We start from the raw sequence: 14552 nt of genomic DNA on the forward strand, positions 1-14552 counted from the left end.
TCACGCGGTCCGGCGAACCAGCCATACCGTGTCGCCGGCATCGTCGACGACGAACACCGCGCCGTCGTCGCGCGTCTGGATGCTCACAGGCCGGCCATAGACGTCACCCTTTTTCGCGTCGGCGACGAAGCCGGTCAGGAACGGTTGCGGCTCACCGGCCGGGCGTCCCGCGGCAAACGGCACGGTCAGCACGTCATAGCCGCTGAAGCTGGACCGGTTCCACGATCCATGCCGCGCGACGAAGGCCATTGGCGACCCCGCCCCCTTTGAAAAGGCGAGGCCGAGTGCGGCGCTATGCGGCCCGACCGCGACATCGGGCATCAGCGTCGTCGCCAGCAAATCGCGCCGCTCATTGGCGTGGCGCGGGTCCTGCTTTCCGTAATAGCTGTAGGGCCAGCCATAGAAGCCACCCTCACGAACGCCGACCAGATAATCCGGGGCGATGTCGTCGCCGATCTCGTCCCGCTCGTTCACCGCGGTCCACAGCGTCGAGGATGCCGGCGCCCACGCCATGCCGACGGGATTGCGCAGGCCCGAAGCATAAAGTCGCTCGCGCCCCGTCGCCAGGTCGATCGCCAGGATGGCGGCGCGGCGCTTCTCCTCGTCCATGCCATATTCGCCAACATTGGAGGCTGATCCGACCGAGACGTAGAGCGTGCGCGCATCCGGGCTGAGCAACAGGTTGCGCGTCCAGTGATTGTTATACCCGCCCGCCGGCAGCGACACGATCGTGCGCGGCGCGGCGGTGATCCGCGTCTGCCCCGGCTGATAGGGAAAGCTGATCACGCCGTCCGTATTGGCGACATAGAGCCGTCCATTGGCATATTGCATGCCGAACGGCTGGTTCAGCCCTTCGCGCAACACGAAGCGTTCCTCCGCCACACCGTCGCGGTTCGCATCGCGCAACAGGGTGATGCGATTGGCGCTGAAGCCGGTCGTCTTCGACAGCGCCTGACCGCGTTGCACTTCCGGATCGGCGTCCAGCTTCGGCTTGGTGCGGGCCTCGGCTACCAGAACGTCGCCATTGGGCAGCAGCAGCGCCTGGCGCGGATAATCCAGTCCGCCCGCGAATTTCACCACCTCGAACCCACGCGGGGCAACCGGCTTGCGTCCGTCCGGCCAGCCGATCGTGCGTGGATGATTGACCACCGACTCCGTCGCATAGGGTTCCGGCTGATCCTTCAGGCCGATCACGCGCTGCGCCTGCTGGGCATGGGCGGTGCCGGCGATCAGCGTCGTGGCGAGGATGCAGCGGGCGATGGTGTTTCTGGTCATGACGGCTCCCGGTTGTATCGACACAAAACCGTCCGAGACGGCCTTATATCCCTTGCGCACCGGGATCGTCCGATTGCGCGCATACGGCCATGCCGGGATGACGCCGGGTCGATCCCGGTTTAGAAGACGCCATGACCGGACCGATCGACCGCTGGATACGCGCGACACGCTGGACGCCGTCACGTTACCGGGCCTTGCTGCGCGCCCGTGGTCCGCGCTCCGTGCAGTTTCGCACGCGGGCCGCCATCCTCGCCGGGGCGATCCTGATCGGCATCGTCGCCACGCTTTTCGCGCTCGCCGCCGACTGGGCGAGCGAGATGTTTTCCGGATACGCGCATCGCTGGCGCTGGCTGCCGCTGGCGACGACGCCATTGGCCTTCATGGCGCTGGTCTGGGTGACCCGCCGCTATGCGCCGCTCGCACGCGGGTCCGGCATTCCACAGGTCATTGCCGCACAGGCGGACCCGAACGGCGCCACCGCGACGCTGATCTCCGTCCGCACCGTCGCTGCCAAGGCGGCGTTGACGATCGGCGCCGTGTTCAGCGGCGCATCGGTCGGGCGCGAGGGGCCGACCGTGCAACTGGCCGCGGCCATCATGGGGTTGACGCATCGGCTGGTGCGGGTGCCCTTGCGTGGCGGCGTCCTCATCGCGGGTGGCGCCGCCGGGGTGGCCGCCGCGTTCAACACGCCGCTCGCCGGATTGCTGTTCGCGATCGAGGAACTGGCCTCCGCCTATGAACAGCGGGTGACGCTGCTGGTGCTCGCCGCGATCGTCATCGCTGGCATGGTCGCGCAGTCGGTGCAGGGCGATTATGTCTATTTCGGCGCGATCGGTGCGCACATGCCCTTGATGTCGGCCTTGCTGGTCGTGCCGGTGGCGGGCATCGTCGGCGGCGTGGCCGGCGGTGTGTTCTCACGCCTGCTGCTCGCCATGGCACTGGGCCGGAACCGGATAACCCGCTGGTCGCGGGCCTACCCGGTGCGCTTCGCCGGCCTGTGCGGGGCGATCGTCGCGATCCTTGGCGTGTCGACCGGGCTTACCTGGGGCACCGGCTATTTCCCGGCGCGCGCGATGATCGTCGGGGTGGATGCGCCCTTGTGGTTCGGCCCGGCCAAATTCCTTGCCACCGCGGTGACCGCTATCGCGGGGCTGCCGGGTGGCATCTTCGCGCCATCGCTGGCGACGGGGGCCGGGGTCGGCAATCTCCTGCGCGACCTTTTCCCGAACGAGCCGGCCAGCGCGGTCGTTATCCTCGGCATGGTCGCCTATTTCGCCGGTGTCGTGCGCGCGCCCCTCACCGCGGTTATCATCCTGTCGGAAACGACCGCCAGCCGCGGGCTGATGCTCCCGATGTTCGCCACCGCCTTCATCGCCGATGCCGCTAGCCAGTGGGTGTGCCGCGAAAAGCTCTACCACGGCCTGTCGCGCACCTTCGCAACCCCAGTGCCCTCAACCTCAGCGCCCTCAACCCCAGCGCCCTCAACCTCGGCGCCCTGAACCTCAGCGCACGGCATCCAGAAAAGCGGCCGGCACGCTCACCCCGTCGCCACGCCAACTCGATCCCAGCACGCCACCGTCCCGATCGAGCAGCAACAGGCCCGGCAACGCCGTACCGCCCAGCCCCCGCAGGCGTCTGCGCGCCGGATCGTCGTGGCGCACGAGCAGCCAGGGCATCCGCTCGCGCATGACGTAATCCCGGTGCGCGCGGGGCTCGGCATCGTCGCCGGCATAGACGATCTCGGCGTCCGATCCGCTTTCGGTCAGGCGGCGATGGGCGGCTTTCAAGGTGGGGAGGAACGCCCGGCACGGCCCGCACCAGCTCGCCCCGCAATAGACCAGCAGCCGCCGGGTCGCCGGTGCCAGCCCGGCGGGTATCAGGCGCCCCCGGTCCAGCCGCTCCAGCCGCGGCGGCGCGGCGGCCGTCACGCCGCCGGGTATCGCCAGCAGGCCCGCCAGCATCGTCCGCCTAGAAATGCGCACGGGCCTGCACGAACAGGGTGCGCGGGCTGCGCGGGCCATAAACATAGTCGCTGTCGCGCGTCGCACCCGTTTCCAGGTCGCGCTGCCGAGCATCGGTGACGTTGCGCAACCCCAGCGTCACGTCGATCTCGCGGTCCTGACCGACCTGCAGGTGGCGCGTCGCGCTCAGGTCGGCGACCAGAAAGGCGGAACTGCGCCGGATCGCACCCAACCGATTGTTCAGCACATCCATCGGCCCGACATAGCGCACGCCCAGAAATCCATCGAGCCGTGGCGAGACCGTCCACACCGCCTGCCCGATCGCGTTCCAGCGCGGACTTTTCAGGTAACGCCGGGTGAAGAGCTGCCGCCCCTCTCCCTCGAACACCAGTTGCGCGTCATCATACCGTGCATCGATCCACGCCGCGCCCACCGTCAGCCGCAACCGCGCGTCCACCCGCACGCTGGCGTTCAGCTCGACCCCCGTCACCGTGCTGCCTCCCGCATTGTCCCGCAACTGGAACAGGCCGCCTGCGTCCTCGCGAATTTCGCCCAGAAAGAAGGTGTTGCGGATGGTGGTGCGATAGAATTGCCCGTCCAGCGTCAGCGCCCCGCTCCCCCACCCCGGCCGCCAGTCGAACCCCAGCGCCAGACTGTCCGCCCGCTCCGCCTCCAACCCCCCCACATTGCGCACCCGCACCGGCGCCGCGCCCAACACCGCGACATGTACATCCTCGCTGAAGATCTCCGGCGCGCGGTATCCGGTCGACCAGTTTGCCCGCACCACCAATGGTGGCGACGGCGACCACCACAGCCCGATCCGCGGCGAGGCGATCACGTCGTCCAGCACTGAACTGCGATCGATCCGCGCCCCGAGCAGCAACCGGATCGCGCCCGACAGCGACCATTCGTCCTGCGCAAATGCCCCCAGGGTCGAAAAACTTCCCTTGCTCAGCGTGCCCAGAAAGCGCCCGTCCGCGTCGAGATTGCGATCGTCCACGCGCTCGCCGCGATATTGAACGCCCAGTTGCACGTCATGTGCCCCGCGGGTGGCGGCAAGGCGCAGCTCGCCGAAGTGCAGCGTGTCGCGCGTCGCGCCATATTGGCGGCGACTGACCGCCTCGGCCGCAGCAAATGCCGTTGCATCATAGCCGGGTGCGGCGGGATCGACCGCCACATCGCCCAGCCCGCCATAGAAGCTGCCGCGCGTGACATGCGACAGCGCATATACGCCCGTCAGCGAAGTCGCCTCCGCAAGCCTTTGCTCGACGCTCAGGCTGGCGCGGTGCACGCGGCTGTCCACCGCCTCCGCGATATTGGCGAGGTGCGGTGCACGGTTCAGCAGATTGCCGCCCCGCCGCCGCTCGTCGCTATACTGGTAATCGACCGCTACCCGCGTCGCTACGCCGACCGCCACGTTGCCCCGCACGCCCCCGCTCCACTGCCGCAACCGCGCCAGTTCGGTATAGCCGTCGCGGTTCAGGTCCACCCCCGGCTGACGCGCGGCCTGCCCATACACGCTGACCGCCCCGCCGCCGCCCAGCGCCAGCGTCCCCATCGCGGAGCCCGTTACCTCACTCTCCCCCGCCAGCCGACTATGATCCAGCGTGCCGCGTATCCCGGAGCGCAGCGGTTTGACCGGCAGGACGTTGACCACACCCGCCACCGCGCCCGGCCCGTACAGCGCGGAGCCGCCGCCCTTCACCACCTCGATCCGGTCGATCAGCACCGCGGGCAGTTGCTCCACCCCGTACACGGCGGCGACGCCGCTGACCAAGGGCAACCCGTCGAGCAGGATCTGGTTGTACGCCCCCGGCAGCCCCAGCAACTGGATCTCGGTCGTGTTGCAATTCTGGCAATTACTCTCCGACCGCGCGCCCGGCAGCCAGTCCAGCGCATCGGCCAGGCTGCGCGGCGCGGTGGCGGCCAGGATGGTCTCACCGATGATGTCGGTCCTGACCGGCGCCTCGCGCACCGTGCGCGGCGTGCGCGTTCCCGTCACCACGATATCGCCGGATGGCGCCCCGGCCTGCGCCTGCACCGCCGCCGGGCACGTCGACGCGGCAAGCAGGATGATGACCCGGCACATTGATTTAGCCATGGCTAATATTTGTAGTGCGGCGCTTCCCATGCGACAAGCCGCAATGCACCCGGACGCCGTGATGACCGAAAGCCAGAACCCAGACACTCGCGCCGCCGCCTTTCGTAAGGTGCGCGAGGCGCATCAGACGGAAATGGCGGAGGATTATGTCGAGCTGATCGGCGACCTGATCGCGCGGTTCGGCGAGGCGCGCCTGACCGATCTGGCCGAGCATACCGGCGTCACCCTGGCCACCGCATCAAAAGTCGTGCAGCGATTGAGCCGCGAGGGACTGGTCCAGAACCGGCCCTATCGATCGCTGTTCCTGACGCCCGCCGGCGAAGAACTTGCCCGCGTCGCGCGCGAGCGGCACCGGATCGTGCAGGACTTCCTGCTCGCCATCGGCGTCGACCCCGCCACCGCCGCGCTCGATTCCGAGGGGATCGAGCATCATGTCAGCGAAACCACGCTTGCCCGGCTGAAGGCGCTGACCGCCCAGCTGGCCGATCAGCGTCCGCCCGGCGGCAACCTTTCCTCCAGATAGCGGGTCATCAGCGAATACAGGTGCACGCTCGTCCCCGGCTTCTCGTAAATGCCGTGCGAGCGATCCGGATAGGCCATCATCTGGAACGGCTTGTTGGCCGCGATCAGCCGGTCCGCCAGTTGCTCCAGATTCTGGTAATGCACATTGTCGTCGCCGGTGCCGTGGATGATGAGCAGATTGCCCTTCAACCTGTCCGCGAAATTGATCGGCGACCCGTTACGATAGCCGTCGGCGTTCCCCGTCGGCAGACCCATATAGCGTTCCTGATAGATGGTGTCGTACAGCATCTGGTCGGCGACCGCGGCCACCGCGATCCCGGTCTTGTAAAGGTCCGGATAGCGGAACAACGCGTTCAGCGTCATCGATCCGCCGCCGCTCCATCCCCAGATGCCGACACGGGCCGGGTCGATATAGGACCGATCGGCCAGCATCCGGGTGACGCCGGCCGCCAGATCGGCGGAGGCGAGGATGCCGACCTGCCGATAGATGCTCTTGCGCCATGCCCGGCCCCGGGGCGATGCGGTGCCGCGCGGATCGATGCTTGCGACCAGATAGCCGCGCTCGGCGAGCATCCGGTGCCACAGCGCGGTGTTGCCACCGAACTTGTCGGCGACGGTCTGTCCCCATGGTTCGCCGTAAACCTGGAACAGGATCGGATAACGCTTGGCCGGATCGAAGTTCCTGGGCTTGATCAGCCATGCATCCAGCATGGTGCCGCCGCCAATGTCCAGCCGCAGGAACTCGGTCTTGCCCAGCCCCTGCCCCTGCACCACCGCATTGGCGGCGGCATTGCGGGCGAGTACGCGAACCGGGCGATGCGTCGCCAGGTCGATCATCTCGGTCACCGGTGCGGTGTCGAAGGTGGAAAAGACATGCCGGGCATAGCGCCCGCCCGGCGCGATGTCGTAATCATGCGTGCCGGGCTGTCCCGCCGGCGTCACCCGCTCCACCCGCACGCGTCCGGACAGCGTTGCGCGGTATAGATAGCGGCGGGTGGGATCGCCTGGCGCGGCGGTGAACCACACCCGATTGTTCTTCGCATCGACCAGCAGCACGTCGATCACGTCGAACTGTCCCGGCGTGCGCAGCTGCATCGTCTTGCCGTCGCGCGACGCGACATACAGGTGTCGCCAGCCGTCACGCTCGCTCATCCAGGTGAAACCGCGGCCGCTATCCGTCCAGGTCGGATCGGGATTGGCCTCCACCCAAGCGGCATCGCGTTCGTCGAACAGCCGCGTCGTCGTACCGGTGTCGGCATCGGCCAGCATGACCGCAAAGTCGTTCTGCAAGCGGTTCGCCTGTTGCAGGAAGACCGCGCGGGAGTCCGGCGCCCAACTCATCTGCGGTACGTAAAATTGCCGCGGATCACCCTCCAGCTTGACCCAGGTGGTGGCCCCGCTGGCGACGTCGACGGTGCCGACCTTCACTGCGGAATTGGCGGTGCCGACCTTGGGATATTGCAGCGGGATCACCCGCGAATATTGCCCCACCGTGTTGGTGATCATCGAAAATGTGCCGACGCTGGAGGTGTCGAACCGCCAAAAGGCGATACGCCGCGAATCCGGGCTCCACCGCCACGCCTTGCGCAGGTAGAATTCCTCCTCATACACCCAATCGCCAAGACCGTTGACGATCAGCGCGTCGCCATCCTGGGTCAGTCGGCGCGGCTCGCCGCCGCTCACCCCTTCGACGTACAGGTTGTTGTCGCGTACATAGGCGATGCGCGATCCGTCTGGCGAAAACTCGGCGTACATCAGGCTGGCGGCGGGCGCATCGCCGCCGATCCGGCGTAGCGAACGACTGTCCATGTCGAACAGCCAGTAATCGCCCTTCGCGCGGGTCCGGCGAAATGGCTGTCCATTCGTCAGGATCAGCAGCTTGCGTCGGTCGGGCGAGAAGGCATAGCTTTCGATAGCAATCGGCTTTCCGGTTGCCGTGTCGACCAGCGCACTCGCCGGCACGATCACCGCACGGGCATTGGTCCGCGCATCGTAGCGGACCAGATCGGTGCCCCCCGCGGCATCCTTTGCCCCCTCGATCGCAATGAAGCCGGTCCCGTCGGGCGTCCATTCACCGCCATCGACATGCTCGAACGGAACCCCCTGCCCGCCAAAGATCCGCTCCACGGTCAGCGGCGCAGTGGCGGGCGCCGTCTGTGCCTGCACCGCGGCACAGGAAAGACCCAGCACTGCCGTCGCCAGAAACGCATATCCCCGCATGATCAATCCACCCCCGTCAGCGCCAGCAAGGCAAAGCTCGCCAGCCAGTGTTCGCCCATATAGTCGCCTGCGACCTCGCCGATCGCGGCGGCAAGGTGGCGCTCGGCCGCATCCTCCAGCACGTCGCTGCCCGTTGCCTTTGCCAGTGCGCGCATCGCCCAGGCGCGGCTGAGGTTCAGTCCGTCGAGATGGGCGATCTTGCCATCGCTGCGATCGCTGACCCTTGCCGGCGTCAACAGCGGCGCCGGTTCGCCGCGCGCCAGATCGGGCAGGAACGCGCTGAACCACGGCGCAAACTCATCCGGAGGCAACAGGCGCTGCATCGCCAGCGCCTCCATCAGTACGGGCGACAGGAAGTCTTCGCCGCTCGGCTCCCACGCCTGCGCCGCGCGGTCCGCGGCGAACCACTCCCGCGCACGGCTGGTCAACTGGCCGCGCAGCGCGCAGTCGTCGGCAACCCGCGCATATCGATCGGCCAGCACCAGTGCGAAGGCGGTGTTGGCGTGCGTACCGACACGCACCGGATAGGTCAGCATCGGCAGATGCGCACGAAAGCGCGCGACGAAGGCATCCGCGAGCGGCTGCAAAGTATCGGCATGCACGCTGCCCGCGACCCGCAACTCGCTCGCCAGCATCAGCAGCCAGGCCCAGCCATAGGGGCGCTCGAACCCGCGCGATGCAGGGCGGTCGAGATAGGCGCGCTCCGCCTCCACCTTGTCCGGCGTGAACGCATCCGCAAACAACGCGTCAATCGCCCCGGCCTCCGCTCCATCCGGAAACAGGCGGCGGACACGCGCGAGTAGCCAATAGCCGTGGACGCAACTGTGCCAGTCGAAGCTGCCGAAGAAGATTGGATGCACGACCCGCGGGATATAGGCGTCCGCGTCGCCGGTCATGACGTGATCGGCCTTGTGCGGATAATCTCGCGTGACATGGCCCAGCGCGATACGCGCGAAATGGGCGGCTAGATCGGGGTACATCGTCATCCTTTCGGGAAAGCGCACAGGGCCAGCACCGCGATGTTGAACGCCAGCAACAGGATGGCGGTCGGCCATTGCACGCGGATCACGCCGAACCGGTCGCGCAACTCCAGCACGACGGCGGGCACGATGTTGAAATTGGCCGCCATCGGCGTCATCAGCGTTCCGCAAAAGCCGGACAGCATGCCCAGCGCCGCGACCACGGCCGGGTCACCGCCGAATTGCCGGATGACGATCGGCAGGCCGATGCCCGCGGTCATGATCGGGAACGCGGCAAAGGCGTTGCCCATTACGATCGTGAACAGCGCCATGCCGATGCAGTAGGCGATCGTTGCCGCCAGCGGCGTGTCGAGTGCGACGACGTTCACCACGCCGTCGGCCACCACCTTGCCGACGCCCGCCATCGCGAACACGCCGCCAAGGGCGGCCAGCATCTGCGGCAGCACCATCGCCCAGCCGATCGCATCCACCAGCCGCCGTGCCTCTCCCACCGGTGCGGATCGCGGCGGCCGGGTCAGGCGCATCGCCAGCAGCAGCGCGACGAACGCCCCGGCCACCATCGCGACCAGCGTCACCTGCTTGGGATCGATCAGGGACATGCCGGCAATCCGGCCGTCGGGGATCAGCAAGGTGCCGGCCAGCGTCAGGACGGGCAACGCCAGTGCCGGCACGAACAGCCGGTTGCCGATCCGCCCCGCGCTGGCCGTTCGTGCCGCGTCATCGCTGCTTGCAACCGGCGCGGGTCGCAATCCCCAGGTCGCCAGACCGACCATCACCAGCACCAGACAGCCGTTCAACAGGTCCGGCAGCCACGGCCCCGCCCCCAGCAACGTCGCAAAGATCGCCCAGAACCCAGCATTGCGCCACCGCGTCGCCTCCGACCGGTCGAACGCATGATGAACCGCCACTGCCCCCGGCAACGTCGCCGCGGCAATCCCTACTGCATCCAGTCCGATCACGCCCGCCGCGCCTTCAGGCGACGATCCAGCAGCATCAATCGCGTGCCGTGGATCCCGAAGGCCGCGATGGCCGTCGGGATCGCCCAGACGGCGACGCTCAGCGGCGCGACGACGATGCCTTCCTGCTCCAGGATCGCACGGATCAGCAGGATCGATCCGATTGCGATGAACACGTCCTCGCCGAAGAACAGACCGATATTGTCCACGGCGGCGGCATGCGCGCGAATATGGTCCCGTGTGTCACGGTCCAGGGGGGTATGCTCGTCACGCGCCTCGGCGCCTTCCGCCATCGGCGCGACGATCGGCCGCACCATCGGCACATGCCCGCCAAGCGAGGTCAGCCCCAGCGCAGCAGTGATCTGGCGCAGCACCAGATAGCCCAGCAACACCCGCCCGGTCGTCGCCCGCCTCAACCCCTGCACGATTCCCCGCGCCCGCTCCCGCAACCCTGCCCGCTCCAGCAGCCCGACCATCGGCAGCGCCAGCCACACCACCGCCAGGAACCGACCCTCCACGAACGCCTTGCCGATCAGTGCCACGACCTCCACCGGCCCATGCCCCGCCGCCGCCGCACTCGCCAACGCCGCCACCGTCACCACCAACAGCGGATTGACCCCGACAAGGAAGCCGATGACGATGATGGCGATCCCCGACAGTACCAGCAAATCCCAGCCCCCTTCACGCCCCTCTCACCCTTTCGTATACGTTGGCCCATGAGGCAGCAACGATCATGACACGCTGGGCTTTCTGGATCGATCGCGGTGGCACGTTCACGGATATCGTCGCACGGGCACCGGACGGTTCGCTGACCACGGCCAAGTTGCTGAGTGAAAACCCGGAACGCTACGCCGATGCGGCCGTCGCGGGCATTCGGCAGGTGCTGAAATTAGCCGACGACGAGCCTTTGCCGCCCGCCCGTATCGCAGAAGTGAAGATGGGTACGACGGTCGCCACCAACGCACTGCTGGAGCGCAAGGGCGCACGCACGTTGCTGGTCGTGGACCGCGGTTTTGCGGACCTGCTGGCGATTGGAAACCAGACGAGGCCGCGCCTGTTCGATCTCGCGATCCATGTCGCTGCACCGCTGTACGACGGCGTGATCGAGATCGGCGGACGCATCGACCGCGACGGGGAAAGCGTCTCCTCGCTCGACGAAGCGGAGGTGGCGACGTTGCTCGCCGCCAAGCGCGTCGAGGGTTATGAATCGGCGGCGATCGCCCTGGCTCATGCGTGGGCGCATCCGGGGGTTGAGGCAAGGGTCGCGGAACTGGCCCGTGCCGCGGGCTTCGCACAGGTTTCCGCCAGCCACGCCGTCAGCCCCCTCATCGGCCTCGTCGCCCGCGGCCGAACCACCACCGTCGACGCCTACCTGTCCCCCGTCCTGCGGCGCTATGTCGACCGGGTCGCCGACGCACTGGGTGGAGTGGGGTTGCATTTCATGCAGTCGAGTGGCGGGTTGGCGGATGCGCGGGTGTTCGAGGGGAAGGACGCGATACTGTCCGGTCCGGCAGGCGGGGTAGTGGCGGCGGCAAGGACCGCGGAGGCGGCCGGGTTCGACCGGGTCATCGGCTTCGACATGGGGGGCACCTCCACCGATGTCGCGCTGTATGCGGGCAAGTTCGAGCGCGTGCTGGATGCCGAGGTCGCCGGGGTCGAGATGCGCGTGCCGATGATGGCGATCGAGACGGTTGCAGCCGGCGGGGGATCGATCCTGCATTTCGACGGCGCACGCTTCCGCGTCGGCCCGGACAGCGCAGGCGCCAATCCCGGCCCCGCCTGTTATCGGCGCGGCGGGCCGTTGACCGTGACCGACGCCAACGTCTTGGTTGGCAAGATCCAGCCGGAGCACTTCCCGGCGGTTTTCGGCCCGGACGGTGACCAGCCGCTCGACGTCGAGGCGACACGGCGTGGCTTTGCCGAGATGGGCGGCGGGGACGATCCGCGGACAGTCGCAGAGGGCTTTCTGGAGGTCGCCGTCGCGCACATGGCCGCCGCGATCAAGCGCGTCGCGCTGGAACGCGGTGAGGATGTCACCGACTTCGCGTTGCAATGCTTCGGCGGTGCGGGCGGGCAGCATGCGTGTCGCGTCGCCGAGGTGCTGGGGATGCGGCGGGTGTTGATCCATCCGTTGGCGGGCGTGCTGTCGGCCTATGGTATGGGGCTGGCGGACCGGGTTGCGATCCGGCAGCGATCGGTGGAGCGTCCGCTGGGCGAGGCGCTGGACGTGCTGGCCGCCACATTGGGGGACGGGGCGGCGGCGGAACTTGGCGGGGAGGCGCGGCGCGTCGTCACCGTCAACCTGCGCTATGCGGGGACCGACACCGCGCTGGGCGTACCCCTGGACGAGACGGCCGCGATGCGGGGCAGTTTCGAGGAGGCGCACCGCGCCCGCTTCGGCTTCAACAGCCCCGATCGCGCCATCGTGATCGAAAGCCTGGTGGTGGAGGCGATCCTGCCGGGCAATCCGGTTACCCCGCCGCCGCTCCCGCCGCGCGAGGGCGGCTTGCCGGCGCCGATCGCGACGGTGGCCGTGTGGACCGGCGGCGCAGAGCATGCGACGCCCGTCCATGCCCGCGAAGTCCTGCGCCCCGGCGACACGATCGTCGGCCCGGCACTGATCCGCGAAGCCATCGCGACGACCATGGTCGAGCCGGGCTGGACGCTGGAGGTGGGCGCGGGCGGCGAGCTGTTGCTGGCCCATACCGGCGCACCTGCGCGGGCCGAGCCCGATCCGACGGTCGCCGATCCGGTGCAGCTGGAACTGTTCGCCACGCAGTTCATGGGCATCGCCGAGCGGATGGGCGTCATATTGCGCAACACCGCAAGCAGCGTGAACATGAAGGAGCGGCTGGACTTCTCGTGCGCGCTGTTCGATGCGGCCGGCAGGCTGATCGCCAATGCGCCGCATGTGCCCGTCCATCTCGGCGCGATGGGCGAAAGCGTCCGGGCGGTGATCGCCAGCCGCGGTGCGACGTTGAAGCCCGGTGACGTGGTCGCGCTGAACGATCCGTTCAACGGCGGCACCCACCTGCCCGACGTGACGGTGATCGCTCCGGTGTTCGACGCCGGCGGCACCGAACTCCGCTTCTTCGTCGCCAATCGTGGTCATCACGCCGATATCGGCGGGCTGACGCCGGGGTCGACCCCGCCCAATTCCCGGACGCTGGACGAGGAAGGCGTGGTGATCAGCGACTTCCTGCTGGTCGATGGCGGCGTTCTGCGCGAGGACGCCTTTCGCCAGCTGCTGGCCGACGCCCGCTATCCAGCACGCAGCCCGGATACCAACGTCGCCGACATCAAGGCGCAACTCGCCGCCAACGCGACGGGCATTGCGGAACTGAACGCGCTGGTCGCCGCGCGCGGCTGGCCGGTGGTCCGCGCCTATATGGGCCATGTCATGGCGAACGCGGAGGAAAGCATCCGCCGGGTGCTGTCCCGCCTGTCGGACGGCATGTTCGATTACGAGATGGACGACGGTACGCCGCTGAAGGTTCGGGTAACGATCAACCATCAGCGCCGCGCGGCGACAATCGACTTCACCGGCACAGGACCCGCCAGCCAGGGCAATTTCAACGCGCCGCCCGCCGTCACCCGTGCGGTCGTACTCTACGCATTCCGCTGCCTGGTGGGCGAGGACCTGCCGCTGAACGAAGGCTGCCTGGCGCCTCTCACGATCGTCATCCCCGATGGATCGTTCCTGTCGCCACCACCGGGCAGTGCGGTGGTGGCAGGGAATACCGAGGTCAGCCAGGCGGTGTGCAATGCGCTGCTCGGCGCGCTCGATGCCTGCGCCTCGGCACAAGGGACGATGAACAACTTCCTGTTCGGCAACGACACCCATCAATATTATGAGACGATCTGCGGCGGGGCCGGCGCAGGACTGGGTTTCGACGGCGCCTCGGCGGTCCACACGCACATGACCAATACGCGCATCACCGATCCCGAGATATTGGAGATGCGCTATCCCGTCCGCCTCGATCGCTTCGCCATCCGGCGCGGCTCAGGCGGCGCTGGAGACCATGTCGGCGGGGATGGCGCCGTTCGGGCGATCACCGCGCTGGAGCCGCTGACCGTCACCCTGGTCGCTTCACGTCGCACGGTCGCCCCGTTCGGCCTTGCCGGCGGCGGTGACGGCATGGCGGGTGCGCAGCGTGTCGAACGTGCCGATGGCAGCGTGCAGATCCTGAAGGGGACCGACCAGATTGAACTGTCGCCAGGAGACCGGATCGTGATCGAGACGCCCGGTGGCGGGGGATATGGGGTAGCGGGATAGCTTCCGAGTGGATGCCGGCATATCGCCTGTGCCGGTGTCGTGAGTTGGATGAGATCGGCGAGTGCATCAGGCCTTCGGGCCGACCGAGCCTGCGCCGCACGCGGCGACGTGTCTCTCGATACGTCGTCTCGATACGCGGCTTTGCCGCTACTCGACAACTACTCGAGACGAACGGGGGGGATCAATCTGGTGTCATCCCACCCCAGGGATCGCCTGGCTTTCGAGAAGCGTATCGGGAGCTTGTATCAAGAGAAATACACG

10 protein-coding genes are annotated in these 14552 nt (G+C 67.7%); 3 read left to right on the top strand and 7 right to left on the bottom strand.

The annotated features are described in order from the left end of the window. The gene (locus tag NPJ82_RS08945) at positions 1-1275 is read right to left on the bottom strand and encodes a sorbosone dehydrogenase family protein (RefSeq protein ID WP_342657077.1); all 1275 of its coding nucleotides are present in this window, start codon (positions 1273-1275) and stop codon (positions 1-3) included. 131 nt (positions 1276-1406) lie between these two features. Between NPJ82_RS08945 and NPJ82_RS08950 the strand changes: the two genes are divergently transcribed. Further along, positions 1407-2774: a chloride channel protein gene (locus NPJ82_RS08950; protein WP_342657078.1), complete on the top strand. Its 1368-nt coding sequence runs from the start codon at positions 1407-1409 to the stop codon at positions 2772-2774. Between the two features lie 3 nt (positions 2775-2777). Here the strand turns inward: NPJ82_RS08950 and NPJ82_RS08955 are convergent, their stop codons facing one another. Both NPJ82_RS08955 and NPJ82_RS08960 read right to left on the bottom strand, forming a co-directional pair. Beyond that, a complete protein-coding gene (locus tag NPJ82_RS08955; RefSeq protein ID WP_342657079.1) occupies positions 2778-3236 on the bottom strand; it encodes a thioredoxin-like domain-containing protein in 459 nt (152 codons plus the stop codon). A gap of 7 nt (positions 3237-3243) precedes the next feature. Continuing rightward, positions 3244-5337 (bottom strand): TonB-dependent receptor, encoded by a 2094-nt coding sequence (locus tag NPJ82_RS08960; RefSeq protein ID WP_342657080.1) that lies wholly within the window; start codon positions 5335-5337, stop codon positions 3244-3246. A 28-nt stretch (positions 5338-5365) separates the two neighbouring features. Here NPJ82_RS08960 and mntR point away from each other — a divergent pair, with 28 nt between their 5' ends. After that, on the top strand, positions 5366-5860 hold the full coding sequence (gene mntR / locus NPJ82_RS08965; RefSeq protein ID WP_218570834.1) for a manganese-binding transcriptional regulator MntR: 495 nt from the start codon (positions 5366-5368) through the stop codon (positions 5858-5860). On the opposite strand, the gene NPJ82_RS08970 is transcribed toward mntR, so the two are convergent. The 4 genes from NPJ82_RS08970 to NPJ82_RS08985 are packed head-to-tail and all read right to left on the bottom strand — an operon-like array spanning position 5824 to position 10683. After that, entirely contained in the window at positions 5824-8079 is a 2256-nt protein-coding gene (locus NPJ82_RS08970; RefSeq protein ID WP_342657081.1) for a S9 family peptidase, read from the bottom strand. The genes mntR and NPJ82_RS08970 overlap by 37 nt on opposite strands. Before the next feature lie 2 nt (positions 8080-8081). Continuing rightward, positions 8082-9065 carry a DUF2891 domain-containing protein gene (locus NPJ82_RS08975; protein WP_342657082.1) on the bottom strand — a complete coding sequence of 328 codons (984 nt, stop codon included), beginning with the start codon at positions 9063-9065 and terminating at the stop codon, positions 8082-8084. Beyond that, positions 9062-10018, bottom strand: coding sequence for a DUF979 domain-containing protein (locus tag NPJ82_RS08980; protein ID WP_342657083.1), 957 nt, complete (start codon positions 10016-10018; stop codon positions 9062-9064). The genes NPJ82_RS08975 and NPJ82_RS08980 overlap by 4 nt, the downstream gene beginning before the upstream one ends. After that, positions 10015-10683, bottom strand: coding sequence for a DUF969 domain-containing protein (locus NPJ82_RS08985; protein WP_342657084.1), 669 nt, complete (start codon positions 10681-10683; stop codon positions 10015-10017). The genes NPJ82_RS08980 and NPJ82_RS08985 overlap by 4 nt, the downstream gene beginning before the upstream one ends. 65 nt (positions 10684-10748) lie before the next feature. On the opposite strand from NPJ82_RS08985, the gene NPJ82_RS08990 reads away from it, so the two are divergent. Beyond that, positions 10749-14291 carry a hydantoinase B/oxoprolinase family protein gene (locus tag NPJ82_RS08990; protein WP_342657085.1) on the top strand — a complete coding sequence of 1181 codons (3543 nt, stop codon included), beginning with the start codon at positions 10749-10751 and terminating at the stop codon, positions 14289-14291. Positions 14292-14552 lie beyond the last annotated feature (261 nt).

This window comes from Sphingomonas sp. NY01, from assembly GCF_038809135.1.
Taxonomy (GTDB): Bacteria; Pseudomonadota; Alphaproteobacteria; order Sphingomonadales; family Sphingomonadaceae; genus Sphingomonas; species Sphingomonas carotinifaciens.